This window comes from Halomonas sp. AOP30-A1-24, assembly GCF_052378165.1.
GTDB lineage: Bacteria > Pseudomonadota > Gammaproteobacteria > Pseudomonadales > Halomonadaceae > Vreelandella > Vreelandella citrativorans.
Genome location: NZ_JBQSXL010000002.1, coordinates 117762 through 134107 on the forward strand (window position 1 = coordinate 117762; position 16346 = coordinate 134107).

Below are 16346 nucleotides of genomic sequence, written 5' to 3' on the forward strand. Positions count from 1 at the left end.
GGGTTGGTTGACTCCCATTGTTACTTAATAGTAGCGGGTGCGTTTATCGGTTGGATATTCTACCGTTTAAAAACAGCGTTTTCTAAATATTCTCGAACATCAAGCTTGGCTTCAATGGCACTTATGGCAAGGCGTGCGTTCCAACCCACCCTAAAAACCCGTTAAAGCGCTATGCTTATAGATGCCCACAAAATGGTATTCTTGTCAGTTAATCGCACTACGTTTGCACTGTATTTCTATTAAAACGAGATGTTCATGCCCCAGCCCTCACCCACTGTTAGCCCGTTGCGTGAAAGCGCCCTACGCACGCTGCAAATAGAACAAGCCGCCATTGGCGGTCTTCAAGGCAAGCTTGATGAAAGCTTCGACCGTGCATGTGAATTGATGCTGGCGTGTCAGGGCCGGGTCGTCGTGACGGGAATGGGCAAGTCTGGCCATATAGCAGGAAAGCTGGCCGCCACGCTTGCCAGCACCGGCACACCTGCTTTTTTTGTTCACCCTGGTGAAGCTAGCCACGGCGACCTGGGGATGATTACGCGCAACGACGTGGTCCTGGCACTTTCAAACTCCGGAGAAACCGCCGAAGTGACGGCGCTACTGCCTCTGTTAAAACGGCTAGGCACACCGTTAATTAGCATGACAGGCCGCCCTGGCTCAACACTTGCCAAACATGCGGATGCTCACCTGAACAGCGGTGTTGAACGCGAAGCGTGCCCTCTGGACTTGGCCCCCACAAGCTCCACGACGGCCGCCCTTGCCCTGGGCGACGCGCTTGCCGTTGCGCTACTTGAAGCACGCGGATTTACCGCTGATGATTTTGCCTTATCGCATCCCGGTGGCAGCCTGGGAAAACGACTGCTATTGCGCGTTAAAGACCTTATGCATAGCGGCACACGCTTGCCGCAGATAGCACTAGGCAGCCCGTTGCGTGATGCGCTCTTGGAGATTACCCGCCAAGGGTTGGGATTTACCTGTGTTGTCGACAGCGAAGGGCGACTTGCAGGTGTTTATACCGATGGCGACTTACGCCGCACCCTCGATCAGTTTCATGATCTGCGCAAAGTAACCGTGGACGATGTAATGACCCGACCCGGCAAACGCATTGGCCCCGACCTACTGGCCGCCGAAGCGGTGCGCATCATGGAAGATAGCCGTATTACTGCGCTAGCGGTCGTCGATGACGAACAGCGCCCCATCGGGGCGCTCCATATGCACGACTTGCTTGCCAGCGGCGTTATCTAACCACTTTACCCAACAGTTTACTGACAAGGAGTCTCTATGGCCCTCCCCACTGCGCTACTTGACCAGCTTCGCCATGTGCGACTACTTGCCCTCGATGTTGACGGTGTGCTCACCGATGGACGGCTATACTTTCAGGCCGACGGTATCGAGATCAAAGCCTTCCATACACAAGACGGCCATGGCTTAAAGTTGCTTAAACGTGTGGGCATTCATGTGGCGTTAATTACAGGACGCGACTCCCCCATGGTGAGCCAGCGTGCTGCGGCGCTGGGAATTAACCTTGTCCATCAGGGCTGCGAAGATAAGCTCACTACTTTGAAAGCGTTGTGCGAGCGCCTCAATCTGAACCTAAGCCAGGTGGCTTACTGCGGCGATGACCTGCCTGATCTTGCGCCTATCAAACGCGCAGGCGTTGGTATTACGGTACCCAACGCACCCGATTACATGCATACCCACGCTGACTGGATTACCGACCGCTTGGGTGGTCACGGCGCCGTACGTGAAATTTGCGATACATTGCTTGAAGCGCAGGGCCACTGGAGTACTGTTCTTGAGTCGTATTTGAATGGTCGCGTGTAATGTTTCAAAGGACCAAGAAACGCGTCGGGTTAGCGGCCCTGGTGATCGCTTTAGGGGGGCTGCTGGTATGGCTGGACCCACGCGGCCCGGAAGACCGGCCCGTTGACGAAGAAGCGCAGGCTGAAGAGCCTGGCCACGTGCTGGAAAATGCCGAGATCACGCTGTTTGGTGAAACAGGGCATATCCAGCAGTCGCTGTCCGCGCCTTTATTGGTTTACATACCACAAAGCACCCAGGCCGAAGTCACTCAACCCGAAGCGACACTGTTTGATAGTGATAACCGAGAGTGGCTCGCTCACGCCAACGAAGGCGTTCTGAACACGGCCACCCAAGCACTAACACTGTCTGGTGATGCACAGCTCCTGGCGCCTACAGAAGGCTGGCAGCTTGATACTGAGTTATTACATTATGATGGGGTAGCGCGTCATGTCTGGAGCGAGGCGCCCGCCGTGTTTCAGCAGCCACCTCAACGAATGAGCGCATCACGTATGGATGTTTGGCTTGATGATAGCCAAGTCCGACTAACCGATAACGTCCGCGGCCATCACCCCCCCGCAACACAAAATCCTTAGGAGTCGCTATGAACGCTTTTATTCGCACCGCGCTTTTCGCCCTTGCGGTGCCGCTATCGGCAGCGGCCCAGACAAGCCAAGCCCCCATTGAAGTAGAAGCCGACCAGCTAGACCTTGATCAGCGTGCAGGCACTGCCGTTTATTCAGGCGATGTCAATATTCGCCAAGGCAGTATGCAGCTACGTGGTGATCGCGTTGAAATTATCCGTAACGACGCGGGTGAGCTTTCTCGCGCTATTGCCACCGGAGAGCGCGCCTACCTACGCAATCAACTCGATGATCAGGACGCGCCGATGGAAGGATGGGCACGCCGCGTGGTTTATCACGTAGCAGAGCGGCGTGTAGAGCTTATTGACCAGGCCGAACTGACCCAAGCGGGTGATCAGTTTACCGGTGGCCGCCTGGAGTACTTCATTGACCGCGAAGTGGTGCAGGCACGCTCCGATGTAAACGGTAGCGAGCCGCAGCGTATTCGTATGACGCTTCAGCCAGCGCAATAGGAGTCAACCATGTCTATTGCGGAAGCACCACCCATAAAAACCCTTTACGCCAATCACTTGGCAAAAAGCTATAAGCGCCGCCGCGTGGTTAAAGACATTAGCCTGGAGATTGCTCAAGGCAGCGTGGTAGGCCTGCTTGGCCCTAACGGCGCGGGTAAAACCACATCGTTTTATATGATTGTGGGCCTGGTGAAGTCTGATGCGGGTAGGGTGCGTATCGACGAGCAAGACTTAACCCGCGTTCCCATGCACGAACGCGCGATGGCCGGCATTGGCTATCTACCCCAGGAAGCGTCTATTTTTCGCAAGCTATCGGTTGCGGATAATATTATGGCGATTCTGGAAACCCGCAAAGATCTGGACAGGGCAGGACGAGAGCAGCGGCTTGAGGCCCTGCTTGACGACTTTCATATTACCCACATCCGTGACAACCTGGGCATGAGCCTTTCCGGCGGCGAGCGGCGGCGCGTCGAAATTGCCCGCTCCTTGGCCACAGAGCCCGCGTTTATCTTGCTGGACGAGCCATTTGCAGGTGTCGATCCCATCTCGGTTGGTGAAATCAAGAGCATTATTCGCGCCTTAAAACAGCGCCACATTGGCGTGCTAATTACTGATCATAACGTCCGAGAAACACTGGATATTTGCGATATCGCCTATATTGTCGGTGACGGCCACATTATTGCTGGCGGCAGCCCTCAGACTATCCTTGATAACCAAAAAGTGAGGGAAGTTTACCTGGGTGCTGATTTTCGCTTATGAATTTAATTTCACCGCTAAACAGTGATCTGCAGTAAAAATTTTATCAGTGGCATGCTTATTGCACTTGCACAACAACATGACTCGCACTAGGGTGAAGCTTTCCGATTAACGAGTGGTTCTCAGATGGTCATGAAAGCTTCTCTCCAATTGCGTATCGGTACGCAGCTGACCATGACACCTCAGCTGCAGCAAGCGATTGCACTGCTACAGCTATCGACATTGGATCTACGTCAGGAAATTCAGCAGGCACTGGATGCCAACCCAATGCTGGAGCAGGAAGACGAGTTCGGCGAGCAGGCGACCGTCGAAACACCTGACGAGGAGTGGTCAGAAAGCATTCCCGAGGAACTGTCTGTCGATAGCGACTGGTCTGACACTTACCAGGACATGGGTAGCTCTGGCAGCAGCGAAGGCCCCGATTTTGAACGCCAGGCCGCGGGACAAAGCCTGCATGGACATCTCCTTTGGCAGCTGGCGATGACCGACTTTACGGCTCGTGAGCAGCTAATCGCCGAAAGTCTGATTGATGCACTGGACGCCAATGGCTACCTGACGCAGCCGCTCAACGATATCCGCGATGGGTTACGTGCTCAGAGCATCGAAGGTCTCAGCCAGCGAGAGTTGGAAACCACTCTGATGCGCTTACAGCAGTTCGAGCCAACGGGCGTCTTCGCCCGTGACTTGCGCGAATGTTTGATGCTTCAGCTTGCAACGCTCCCCGACGACACGCCCCTACTGGTTCCCGCGCGCCGATTGGTTCGCCAGTTTCTTGAAGCGCTGGGCAAAAATGACATGCGCCTATTAAAGCGCCGCCTAAGCCTGGACGATGAGCAGCTAGACGATGTGATCGGTCTGATCCGAAGCCTGGACCCACGCCCAGGCAGCGCTTATGGCGTCACCGACGATAGCTATATCACGCCCGACCTGGTCGTACGTCATGATCATGAAGGCTGGCACCTGGAGCTAAACCCTGAAGCCCTGCCTCGGCTGCGTATCCAGCCCGACTACGCCAGTTTAATCAAGCGTGCAGACAAGAGTCAGGATAACCAGTTTTTAAAAGAGCACTTGCAAGAAGCGCGCTGGCTAATCAAAAGCTTGTCCAGCCGCAACGACACGCTTCTACGCGTAGGGCGCGAGATTATCACTCGCCAAATCGGTTTTTTAGAGCACGGTGAAGAAGCGATGAAGCCGTTGATTCTTGCCGATATTGCCGAGGCGGTTGAGATGCACGAATCAACCATTTCTCGGGTCACCACACAAAAATATATCCATACCCCACGGGGTGTCTTCGAACTTAAGTACTTTTTCTCAAGCCAAATTAGCGGGCAAGATGGCGCAGACAGCCACTCAAGCACCGCGATTCGCGCCCGGCTTAAAAAGTTGATTCAAGATGAGCCTCCCGGCAAACCTCTTTCGGACAGTCGTTTGGTGACATTACTGGGAGATGGCGGCATCACAGTGGCACGCCGTACGGTGGCGAAATATCGTGAGTCGCTGGGCATTCCCTCATCAAGTGAACGTCGTCGTTTGCGTTAGTCGTTACAAGAGAAATGGCAAAACTCGCGACAGGGGCTTTGCAACACCGTAAAAAGGGTTACAATCGAAATTCAGTCCGATGGATAAGGAGCACGTCAATGCAAGTAAATATCACGGGTCATCATGTAGAACTGACTGACGCCTTGCGTGACTACGTTAATGAAAAACTTGAACGCATCGAACGTCATTACGACCACATCACCACGGTACAAGTCACCTTATCTATTGAGAAGGAGCGCCAACATGCCGCGTGCACCCTTCATGCGGCAGGCGCCGACTTACATGCCGACGCCGAAGATGTCGATATGTATGCCGCTATTGACGCCTTAGCAGACAAAATTGATCGTCAACTCGTTAAGCACAAGGAAAAAGCACAAGCTCGCGCCCAAGGCGCTGGCGTGCGTTAATTCAATGACGTTGGAAACCATCCTCCCCCCGGAGCGCGTACTTTACGACGTGCCCGGGGGCAGCAAAAAGCGGGTGCTGGAGTTTTTCAGCACCTTTATCGCTCAAAATACACCCAGTCTGGATAGCCAGGAAGTTTTCAGCCGACTGATCGGCCGGGAACGTCTTGGCAGCACGGGGATCGGTAACGGCGTCGCCATCCCCCATGCGCGCAGCCCACATTGCGTTACGCCTATTGCGGGTTTTTTAAAATTATCAGAACCTATTGATTTTGATGCTATTGATGGCGACCCGGTCGACCTCGTCTTTGTGCTGCTGGTTCCCGAAGAGGCTGACGACACGCATTTGTCGCTTTTGGGACAAGTGGCCACCATTATGAATGATGCGAGCACACGCCAGGCATTACGCAAAACCAGCAGCCAGCACGATTTGCTTGACCTGCTAATGGGCAAGATTCGCGAACAGGCCGCTCCATAATCGCCCATAACGACTAACACATTTTCATGCGTTATCCCTTTTATACGTTCAATCAGAGAGAGCCACTATGCAACTGGTGATTATTAGCGGCCGCTCTGGCTCTGGCAAATCAATCGCATTACAAGCGCTGGAAGATATTGGCTATTACGCCATTGATAATCTCCCCGCCATGTTGCTTGGTTCTTTGATTGACGAACTCCGTGACGAGGGTGAACGTACACATCTAGCGGTCAGTATCGATGCCCGCAACCTGCCAGCGGCGCTTGAGCGCCTTCCCGCACTGCTTGAAGAGCTGCGCGCGCGGCCTATAGATTGTCAGGTTATCTATCTAACCACCGATTCACGTATTTTACTGGAACGCTATTCTGCGACACGGCGACGCCATCCGTTAACGCGCAACAGTGATATGACGCTTGAAGAGGCGATAGAGAAAGAGGAAGAGACGCTCAACGAAATACGTGACTTGGCCGACCTGCGGATTGATACATCACGCTTATCGGTCCACGACCTGCGTCGTCGCATTTCAGACCAGGTAGCCCACCAGCGCAAGGACCAGCTAACACTCACCTTTGAGTCGTTCGGCTACAAACGTGGCGTACCCATGGATGCAGATTTAGTCTTTGATGTACGCTGCCTGCCCAACCCTTATTGGGACCCAACGCTACGCCAGTACACAGGACGTGATGCCACGATTATTGCGTTTCTGCGCGGCTACCCGATTGTCGAAGAGATGAGCCATGATATTCAGGCAATGCTTGAGCGCTGGCTGCCTGCTTACCAAAATAGTCAGCGCAGCTATATGACGGTAGCTATTGGCTGTACCGGCGGGCAGCACCGTTCTGTGTATATTGCCGAGCAGCTGGCGCAAAAGCTGGCACCGCTCATCGGCGAAGTCCAGTTGCGTCACCGAGAATTGGAGCTGCAATACACGCTACGAGGAACCCGGGCAGAGCCACCGACGGCTTCTCCATTTTCCGAGTAGACGCCCAGCCCTACGTAAACGCTTATGCCACAGGGTTTGTACGAAAAGTCGCTGAGCGAAGGCCAGACAAGGCAAAAATCAGCGAAAAAACGGACCGAGCTCGCGCACGAGTTTACATGTGTAAATGAGTATCTTGATCGGACTCGCGCACGAGCTGATTTTAACGCCGTATGGTCAAGCGCAAGCAGTTTTCGTACAAAGCCTAATGACACCACTCGGAAAAAAGGAACCAGGGTGCCAGAAAGAACCTTAACACTTACCAATCAGCGCGGCCTACATGCCCGCGCCGCCACAAAGCTGGTGAAGTGCAGCCAGCACTACTCCGCCAGCATACAGGTGTATAAACAGCAGCAATTGGCTGATGCAGCCAACATCATGTCGCTATTGATGCTGGCCGCACCCTGCGGCACCCAACTGCGGATTTGTGCGGAAGGCGAGGATGCCGAACAAGCGCTTGATGCAATCCAAGCGCTGTTCGACGCCCGCTTTGACGAAGATCAGTAGTACGGCTTTTTTAGCTACCGGCGACAGTCATCGCATCCACTAACCAGCTGCCCGTATGGATGCTGCCGCGCGTATCGATATCACTTCCGATACCAACAAGGCCTGAGAACATACGCTCAAGGTTTCCAGCGATGGTAAATTCTTCAACCGGATACTGGATTTCTCCATTCTCGACCCAGAAGCCCGCCGCACCACGCGAGTAATCCCCGGTTACGCCGTTCACGCCTTGGCCCATTAGTTCGGTGACCCAAATGCCTCGACCCATCGTTTTAAGCAGCGCATCACGCGTCTGCAAGGATGCGTCTAAACGCACGTTGCGGGCACCGCCAGCATTCCCCGTGGTTTGCATGCCCAAGCGACGGGCACTGTAGGACGAAAGCATATAGCTCGCGATACGCCCCTGTTCGATAAAGCGGTTATTACGTGTCTGCACACCTTCTCCATCAAACGGCGTACTGGCGGTCGCTCCTATTTCCATAGGGCGCTCTTCCAGACTAAACCATTCAGGAAATAACGGCGTGCCCAAACGGTCACACAGGAAAGAGGATTGGCGATACAGCGCGCCACCCGCCAATGCGCCCAATAAATGCCCAACCAAACCACTAGACAGCGAAGGATCAAACAGAATGGGAAAGGTGCCGGTTGGCGGCCGCTTGGCACCTAACCGACGCAGCGTACGGGCCGCGGCCTCGCGCCCTACTTCACCCGGGTCGCGCAAATGCTGTGGATTACGCGCAGAGGTATAGTCGTAGTCCCGCTGCATACCACCTTCATCCTGAGCAATGAGCATGCATGAAAGGGAGTGACTACTGCCTTTTTGGGTACCTAAAAAACCATGGCTGTTAGCATAAACCCGTACGCCCTCACCGCTTGAAAGCGACGCGCCTTCTGACTGACTAATACCCTCAACATCACGACCCGCCTGCTCGCAGGCAAGCGCAAGGTCGATTGCTTGCTCAGTTGTCAGCGCCCACGGGTAATGAACCTTAAGGTCCGGCAATTCGGTCGCCATCTGATCGGCATCCGCCAAGCCAGCCACCGGGTCTTCACCGGTATAACGCGCAATGGCTAATGCTTTCTCAACCGTTGCTTGAATCGAGGCACTGCTGGCGTCACTCGACGATGCACTTCCTTTGCGCTTGCCGACGTAAAGCGTGACGGCAATGCCCTGGTCTCGTGAAAGCTCAACCGTCTCCACATCGCCCAAGCGCACGCTAACGCCCACGCCCTGGTCAACGCTTGCGCCCACTTCCGCCGCATCGGCTCCCAGGCGCTTGGCCAAGGTCAACGCCTCTTCTGCACGCGCGGTTAACAGTGCCTGCTGCGAGGATGCATCAAATGCCTGTGCCATATAGCCTCCTTTTTCGTACGAATCTCATCGCCGAATCAATGTTCTTGTCGCAGCCTGATATAATGCTGCCAACGAATCTTGTCTGTGAGCCTTACTATGCCGAAGAAACGCCCCGAGCCCCTGGATACTCAAGAACCCGAAGAGCGCCCCAGCAAGTCGCAGCTCAAACGCGAAATGCATGCGCTCCAAGCGCTCGGCGAAACCTTAATCGCCATGAAACCTGCTGAGCGTGCCCGCTTTCCTCTCTCCGACGACATGCTGCGTGCCATCGAAGAGACCTCTCGTATTCGCTCCCACGAAGGGCGCCGCCGTCATATGCAGTATGTCGGCAAGCTGGTTCGCAAAGAGGACCTGACCGCGATTCAAGGTGTCTTTGACTCAATTGAGCAGGAAAAAGAGCAGCGCGACCATGCCTTTCATCGTCTTGAAAAGTGGCGGGACCGGCTTATTGGAGAAGGCGATCCTGCCATTGACCAATTTATGGCAGACTATCCCAACGCGGATCGCCAAGCGCTACGTCAGTTAGTTCGCAACGCTCAGCGTGAGCGCGATCAGGACAAGCCGCCCGCCAGCTCGCGTAAGCTGTTCAAACTTCTACGCGACACGCTGGCGCTTTAACACTTACGAGGACTGCGTACCGCCAACGGTTAGCTCATCCAGTTTTAGTGTGGGCTGACCCACCCCAACCGGTACGCCTTGACCCTCTTTGCCACACACGCCAATGCCTGTATCCAGCGCCATATCGTGGCCAATCATGGAGACACGCCCCATCGCCTCCGGCCCATTACCAATCAGCGTGGCGCCCTTAACGGGAACCGTAATGCGCCCATCCTCAATCAGGTAGGCTTCGCTGGCGGAGAATACAAATTTGCCCGAGGTGATATCCACTTGGCCGCCACCGAAGCTAACGGCATAAATACCTTTTTTGACGCTTTTGATAATATCCTCGGGTGCATCCTGGCCTGCCAGCATGACCGTATTGGTCATGCGCGGCATGGGTAAATGCGCAAACGACTCGCGGCGAGCATTACCGGTTGGCGCCATGTTCATTAATCGAGCATTCAGCTTGTCCTGCATATAGCCAGTAAGAATGCCGTCTTCGATCAACGGCGTGTTTTGCCCGGGTGTGCCCTCGTCATCGACACTTAACGAGCCACGACCATCAGCAATCGTGGCATCATCGACCACCGTCACACCCTTGGCAGCGACGCGTTGCCCCATACGACCCGAGAATGCCGAACTGCCTTTACGGTTGAAATCACCTTCCAGCCCATGACCGACGGCTTCGTGCAGCAAAATGCCCGGCCAGCCAGAAGCCAGTACCACCGGCATTTGCCCGGCTGGTGCATCGACCGCCTCAAGATTGACGAGCGCTTGGCGTACGGCCTCTTTTGCGTATCGCTCGGCAACACCTTCATTACGCAGGCGAGCCATGGAGTAGCGTCCGCCACCGCCTGCACTGCCGCGCTCTCTGCGGCCATTTTTCACGGCAATTACGCTAACGTTAAAGCGCACCAGCGGGCGAATATCCGCGGCCAAGGTGCCATCACTGGCACGCACCAAAACCACTTCGTAAGTGCCAGAAAGCGAGGCGCTTACCTGAGAAACGCTAGGGTCAGCCGCGCGAGCGATGCGATCAGCTTCTTTTAGCATGGCGACCTTCTCTTCAGCAGTCAGCCCCGCTAAAGGATCAACACCAGCGTAAAAAGGGGCCACTGAAACCGGCTTAACGGCTTGCCCAGGCAGGCGCTTGCCACTACGCACAATGCCTGAGGCCGTGCGCCCGGTATCGATAAGCGCATCCGCACTAATCTGATTGGAGTAGGCAAAGCCGGTTTTTTCTCCGGCCAGGGAGCGGACGCCCACACCGCCATCAATGTTGTAACTTGCCTCTTTTACCTCACCATCTTCCAACACCCAGCCCTCTGTCCAGGTGCGCTGAAAGTAGAGATCAGCGTAATCCACACCCGCGCCCATGGCGTACTCAAGGCCTTTATCAAGCCCATCAAGGTCCAAGCCACCCGGCGTAAGAAGAATGGAAACGGCGGAGTCTATATCGCTCTTAAATGCGGTCATTCGGAGCCTTCTAAAGTAACCTGCGGCGAAGTCCAGGGGCCTCGCGCGCGATAATGAATGGTCGTCGCTCGATCCAGAGCGCTGCCAAAAAGCTGATCAGCAATAAATAGTGCGCCACCTACAACAGGAGCGCCCACCGCAAGGGCGGCAATGGGCAGTGTTTGCGTCACCGGCATCACAACGCCAAGGCGCAAATCAAGCTCTCGATGAAGCAAGTTAACATTACCGGTTAGGGTTAAGTTGGCGGCAGGTGCTTTAATTTGCAATGGCTCGCTCAACGAAAGCTGGCCATTTTCGACATCTGCCGTGCCGTCAACGCGATCAAAAGCGGTACCCGTGCCGGTGACGTCAGAAAAATCCAACCGCAATCGACGCAATATATTATCGAAATTCAGCAGGCCAACGAGACGCACCGGTGCAGAGTCCAGATGCATAAAGCGCCCATCCTGCACGTCGATGCCTATGTCGCCCTGCGCCTGATTTAACGAGAACTGCCATGGTGCGCCCTCCCAGCCAAGATTGGCGGTTGCGGTAGTACGTCGGCTGCGTAAGGCAACGGGTTGATCCATGCGCTCAAGAGCGGTACCTACATCGCCGCCTTCGATGGAAATATTGGCCTGGGTTCGACTGGTCGAGGCATCGCCCTCCCAATAGAGTTCACCACGAGCAGAAAGTTGCCCAAGCGTTAACCCAACCGGCATTAGCGAAAACCGGCCTGGTTCAGTGTGCCAATAGGCGGATAAAGGCCCGAAACGGCTTTCCCCCACGCTCATTTCCGCCAACCGAAGTCGCCCATCGGGTAGCTCAGCCAGCCACTCAGGAATAGCCGCAGGCACTGTGCGCTGCGTCTCCACCTCACCGAGCCAGGAGTCCGGCGAGGTCGTTTCTGACTCACTGCTCGTATCTGCCAAATTAGTCAGCCGATCCAGTGCTAACTGGCTAATGGTGATATCCAGAGGGTGCTGAGCTGCTTGCTGATAGCGAAGATGCCCCGTCACCAAGTCGCTCTCAAGCGCTGCGGTAACTGTGCCATTCTGCACACTGCCGATTAATGCCGCACCACCAACGCATGCTTGCTGATAGACAAGGCAAGCGGTATCCAGGGCGAACTCCAACGGCGGATGCTGACCGGATAGTTGAGCGGTTAGGCCACCGCTCTGGTCGCCTCGAAACAGTGGAGCGACGGCTTGTTGCCACGCCATCGGGTCAATGCGAGGAAGGTTTGCCTGTAAGCGAAAGCCTGACTGCATCGGCCACTCGGGTGCGCTTACCTCAGCATCCGCCACATGCAGGTTGCCTGACACGTCACCTAACCGATCCTTTAAGCGTAAATGCGCGATATCGGCCAAGCGACTCTCCACCCGGCCACTGTCGAAATCAGCACTAAGCGTCCAGGGCCAAGGCTCGCCTGCAGCCTTGGCAAAAGGTTCAGGCAGATCAAGACGCACCCCTTCAAGCTGGCTTTCTAGAGATAGCGCAGGGCCTGGCTCAAGCGTTACGCGCCCTTGCCACTGCATCGTTCCATCAAGCAGCTGCTTGCCTTGCTCGGCAGGTATATCCACCAATGAGAAAAGTGACGCCACCGGCGTTTGCCCCCGCAAGCGGATACCGTCTCGCTGGGTATGCATGTCAGCACTAATATCGCCGCCCAATAGCTGTCCATCGACACTGCCTATTAGCGCCATGCTGTCACCGTACTGCTGCCAGGTTAACTGGCCCTTTACCGCCTGAAGCGCCTCGCCCACGGGGGCGTAAGCGACACGGGTGAGCGCAGGGACTGCATTGACTTCCAGCTGGAAATTATCTGGCGCTTCCAGAGGTAGCGATATGGCTAAATCAGCCTCTACCTCGCCTTCAGCCTGAAGGTCGTTGAGAATATTCATATCGACATCAGGTATCGATGTTAAAAATGCGATCAGGGCGGAGCCATCGCCATGCAGGTTACCCGACACATTGAGTATCTCATCTTGCATGGTCAGCTCGCCTTGTGAAGCGGTTATACCGCGACTCTGGGCATGCTCAACCCGCGCTTCAAGCACCTGATTTTGCCACGTTAAACGCCCTTCAACATCCTCCAGGCGAGGCCAGCCGGGGGCAATAGGCAAATGCCCTTCGGTTATCTTAAGTGCCAGCGTTGCGGATATATCATCAGCGCTAATGTCGCTCTCGATAGGCAGGCTCAGTTTGAGCGAACCATTAGGCACCTTGCCGCCAATATCATCTAACAGCCAGTCACGCAGTTCCTCATCGAATACATGCAAGGGCAGCCATTGACCCAGAGGGCGCTCAAGCGCATCGACATTGGCAAAATCGATATCCAGTCCGAACCGACCTGTCTCCTCTGCAACCACTAACCCAAACCCACCGCTTATCTGGGCATCGTCCCAATCCACGTTAATTTGACGGCCGCTGACCATCGTATTAGGTCCATCGTAGACCCACTCTACGATGCCCTCAGCCTGCTGAAGCTGCATGGGTTCGGTGAACAAGTCGGGGAAATAGAGCGAACTGTCACCGGCACTATTAAACGTCACCCGGCCACGGGAGTCCCGAGCTTGAACCCAGGCATCCATGGGGCCGCCACCTGGCGCGCCTTCCCAAGGCGATACTTCGACATTGGTTAACGCCGCATCGACCTCCCAGCTACCCTCCTTCTGGCCCAAGCTCAGCCCTTGCACCCGCCCCCTCGGAGCCAGCGTTTCCAGTACACGCGTCACGGATTCGGGTAACAATACGTAGTCTCGCCAAGCAGTGAGCGAAGCCAGCTCAAAAGCACTGGTACGCAGCGCCCACTGGCCTGGCCGATGAGACAGGTACCAGTGATGCGGCAGTGCTGGGCCTTCTATCGCCTCGCCAGGTTCGGCCCAATCAACACTCTCTGCGTTACCGCTTAACCACGCTTCACCGCCCTCTCCTTCGCGTTGCCACTCACCCTGTGCTTGTATGTTTCTTAGCACGGCGAACTGAATATCCTGGCGCAGCACTAGCTCAGGGATATCGATGGCAAGGCGCACCTCCTGAAGCCCGCCTTCATACCAGCGGCCCCACACGCGTGCATCGCCTCCGGCCTGCTCCAGGTTCGGCACATGTTCTGGCCGAAACAGCTCAACCAGCGTCAGTAACTGATCAAACTGGGCCTCCAGCTTCAACGTGGCAGAGAAGTCGTTCAGGCCATCTCGGCCCGGCTGCATTTCCGCTAGTAGCTGTACAGCGGGTATTGGTGGCGCTTCGCTACGCTCCGAATCAAGAACGTCGACCGTACCCTGAAGTTTTGCCCCTTGCTGATTGCCGGCTAATAACAGCGCAGGAGCTTCGAGCATGACGCGCTCTTGCTTGCCGTGCAGAACAACACGCGTGTCATCAATCCAGATTTGCTGGCGCAATACCCATTCCGTCCAGGCATCAATGGTTGGCAAGTCAACATCCGGCTCTGGCGCTATATGCACCGGCAGCTTGGCAGGGTCGGGCCATTGCCAAACGTCGTCCACTCCTTGATAAAGGTGAAATTCGGTTTGATGTAATCTGATGTCGCTAAAAATAGGCAAGAGATTACGTAGCGATGCGCCAATATCCAGGCGCAGCTCGGCTTGGCGCAGTGAAAAAAGCGGCTGACCGCTCGGCGTTTCGGCCCCAAAGCCTTCAAGCTCCACGATCAACTCACTACGCGCCATTGAAAAGGAGAGGTTTTCAATCGTTACCGGCACACCAATCTGAGCTTCCAAAAAAGCTTCAACATGCGGCGTCAAAGTATCTGCCTGACTGACCATAAGCCGGAAAAGCAGCGCTATGACCGCAATACCGCCCAGTCCCCAGGCAAGCAGAAGTAAACTCCAACGCGTCAGCGAGCGGATCGTCATGGCATCACATCAACACAATATCGTACTGCTCTTGTGAGTAGTGTTGCTCCACCTGAAAACGAATCGTTTTATTAATAAACGTTTCCAAGTCTGCCACTGCCGCCGACTCCTCATCCAGCAGCCTGTCAACGACGGCCTGGGAAGCAAGCACGGTATACGTTTCAGGGCTATAGGCACGTTCTTCACGCAGAATCTCGCGGAAGATCTCGTAGCACACCGTTTCAGGAGTTTTGAGCGTGCCGCGTCCGCTGCACGTAGGACAGGCATCGCACAACGTTTGCTCAAGGCTCTCACGAGTACGCTTGCGCGTCAGTTGCACAAGCCCTAACTCGGTAACACCGGTGCATTTGGTCTTGGCATGATCACGCCCCAGCGCTTTTTCAAGCACACGAATAACCTGGCGCTGATGCTCTACCTCCGCCATATCGATAAAATCGATGATGATGATACCGCCCAGATTGCGTAACCGAAGCTGGCGGGCAATGGCCGTTGCTGCCTCAAGGTTGGTCTTGAAAATGGTCTCTTCGAGGTTGCGGTGCCCAACGTACCCCCCCGTATTGACATCAATGGTTGTCATCGCCTCGGTCGGGTCAATGACCAGATATCCGCCTGACTTCAGTTGCACCTTGCGGCCCAGCGCCTTCTGAATCTCATCTTCTACACTATAGAGATCAAAAATGGGCCGCTCGCCTGGATAGTACTCAATTCTATCCACGGCATAAGGCATAAACTCTTCGGCAAATTCGACCAGCTTGACAAAATTTTCCCGAGAATCGATACGCACTTTCTCGATGTCATCACGCATCACATCGCGCAAGGTACGCATAAACAGCGGCAAGTCGTCATAAATGACGTTGGACGGCGCCGCGCTAATTTTGCGTTCGGTAACTTTACGCCAGATACGCAGCAAAAAGTGCATATCGCCCGCCAGTTCCTCATCGCCGACGCCTTCAGCGGCCGTGCGTACGATAAAGCCGCCGGTCACTTCCAATGTTTGCTCAGTAATGCTGCTATCCAGCAGGGCCTTCAGGCGCTCGCGTTCACGCTCATCTTCAATGCGCTGCGAAACCCCATGATGAGGAGAGTCGGGCATATACACCAGGTAACGAGAGGGAATAGAGAGGTGCGTGGTAAGACGCGCCCCTTTCGTACCAATGGGGTCCTTGGTTACCTGTACGACCAGCGCTTGCCCCTCGTGCAATAATTGCCCAATGGTTTGCTGCTCATCAACGGGCGTCCCGGAGGGCATAACTTCATGGGCATGGATAAACGCCGCGCGCTCAAGGCCAATATCGACAAAGGCAGCCTGCATGCCAGGCAATACGCGAACCACTTTGCCTTTGTAGATATTACCTACAATGCCACGTCGCCGTGAGCGCTCTATAAGCGCCTCTTGCAAAACGCCATTTTCAACGAGCGCAACCCGTGTTTCCATGGGCGTTAAATTGATGAGGACTTCACCGCTCATGCAAAATTCCTTCTCGGTTCACGTATATCACACCCGTT

Annotated in this window: 15 protein-coding genes; 11 read left to right on the forward strand and 4 right to left on the reverse strand. The window is 55.0% G+C overall.

The window, feature by feature from the left end; all coding sequences use genetic code 11:
- Positions 1-255 precede the first annotated feature (255 nt).
- From ACT3TJ_RS01760 to ACT3TJ_RS01805, 10 genes are all read left to right on the forward strand, one after another.
- The gene (locus ACT3TJ_RS01760) at positions 256-1242 is read left to right on the forward strand and encodes a KpsF/GutQ family sugar-phosphate isomerase (RefSeq protein WP_172116314.1); all 987 of its coding nucleotides are present in this window, start codon (positions 256-258) and stop codon (positions 1240-1242) included.
- A gap of 36 nt (positions 1243-1278) precedes the next feature.
- Positions 1279-1821 (forward strand): KdsC family phosphatase, encoded by a 543-nt coding sequence (locus ACT3TJ_RS01765; RefSeq protein WP_172116313.1) that lies wholly within the window; start codon positions 1279-1281, stop codon positions 1819-1821.
- Complete coding sequence (lptC, locus tag ACT3TJ_RS01770) at positions 1821-2393, forward strand: LPS export ABC transporter periplasmic protein LptC (RefSeq protein ID WP_444621406.1); 573 nt, start codon at positions 1821-1823, stop codon at positions 2391-2393. The genes ACT3TJ_RS01765 and lptC overlap by 1 nt, the downstream gene beginning before the upstream one ends.
- Positions 2394-2401: 8 nt before the next feature.
- Complete coding sequence (lptA, locus tag ACT3TJ_RS01775) at positions 2402-2893, forward strand: lipopolysaccharide transport periplasmic protein LptA (protein ID WP_193053807.1); 492 nt, start codon at positions 2402-2404, stop codon at positions 2891-2893.
- A 9-nt stretch (positions 2894-2902) separates the two neighbouring features.
- On the forward strand, positions 2903-3652 hold the full coding sequence (gene lptB / locus ACT3TJ_RS01780) for an LPS export ABC transporter ATP-binding protein (protein ID WP_444621405.1): 750 nt from the start codon (positions 2903-2905) through the stop codon (positions 3650-3652).
- A 123-nt stretch (positions 3653-3775) separates the two neighbouring features.
- Entirely contained in the window at positions 3776-5188 is a 1413-nt protein-coding gene (locus ACT3TJ_RS01785) for an RNA polymerase factor sigma-54 (protein ID WP_444621404.1), read from the forward strand.
- A 98-nt stretch (positions 5189-5286) separates the two neighbouring features.
- Complete coding sequence (hpf, locus tag ACT3TJ_RS01790; protein ID WP_172116309.1) at positions 5287-5595, forward strand: ribosome hibernation-promoting factor, HPF/YfiA family; 309 nt, start codon at positions 5287-5289, stop codon at positions 5593-5595.
- A 4-nt stretch (positions 5596-5599) separates the two neighbouring features.
- Positions 5600-6070, forward strand: a complete 471-nt coding sequence (locus ACT3TJ_RS01795) for a PTS sugar transporter subunit IIA (RefSeq protein ID WP_193053810.1) — start codon at positions 5600-5602, stop codon at positions 6068-6070.
- Positions 6071-6137: 67 nt separating this feature from the next.
- Positions 6138-7052, forward strand: coding sequence for an RNase adapter RapZ (gene rapZ, locus ACT3TJ_RS01800; protein ID WP_444621403.1), 915 nt, complete (start codon positions 6138-6140; stop codon positions 7050-7052).
- A 234-nt stretch (positions 7053-7286) separates the two neighbouring features.
- Entirely contained in the window at positions 7287-7556 is a 270-nt protein-coding gene (locus ACT3TJ_RS01805) for an HPr family phosphocarrier protein (protein WP_444621402.1), read from the forward strand.
- Between the two features lie 10 nt (positions 7557-7566).
- Here the strand turns inward: ACT3TJ_RS01805 and pmbA are convergent, their stop codons facing one another.
- The gene (gene pmbA, locus ACT3TJ_RS01810) at positions 7567-8907 is read right to left on the reverse strand and encodes a metalloprotease PmbA (RefSeq protein WP_444621401.1); all 1341 of its coding nucleotides are present in this window, start codon (positions 8905-8907) and stop codon (positions 7567-7569) included.
- A gap of 96 nt (positions 8908-9003) precedes the next feature.
- On the opposite strand from pmbA, the gene yjgA reads away from it, so the two are divergent.
- A complete protein-coding gene (gene yjgA, locus ACT3TJ_RS01815; protein WP_444621400.1) occupies positions 9004-9525 on the forward strand; it encodes a ribosome biogenesis factor YjgA in 522 nt (173 codons plus the stop codon).
- A 3-nt stretch (positions 9526-9528) separates the two neighbouring features.
- Here yjgA and tldD read toward each other — a convergent pair whose 3' ends face one another.
- The 3 genes from tldD to rng are packed head-to-tail and all read right to left on the reverse strand — an operon-like array spanning position 9529 to position 16308.
- The gene (tldD, locus tag ACT3TJ_RS01820) at positions 9529-10983 is read right to left on the reverse strand and encodes a metalloprotease TldD (RefSeq protein WP_087109445.1); all 1455 of its coding nucleotides are present in this window, start codon (positions 10981-10983) and stop codon (positions 9529-9531) included.
- Complete coding sequence (locus tag ACT3TJ_RS01825; RefSeq protein WP_444621399.1) at positions 10980-14840, reverse strand: YhdP family phospholipid transporter; 3861 nt, start codon at positions 14838-14840, stop codon at positions 10980-10982. Before ACT3TJ_RS01825 ends, tldD begins: the two co-directional genes overlap by 4 nt.
- A gap of 4 nt (positions 14841-14844) precedes the next feature.
- Complete coding sequence (rng, locus tag ACT3TJ_RS01830; protein ID WP_444621398.1) at positions 14845-16308, reverse strand: ribonuclease G; 1464 nt, start codon at positions 16306-16308, stop codon at positions 14845-14847.
- Positions 16309-16346: the final 38 nt, after the last annotated feature.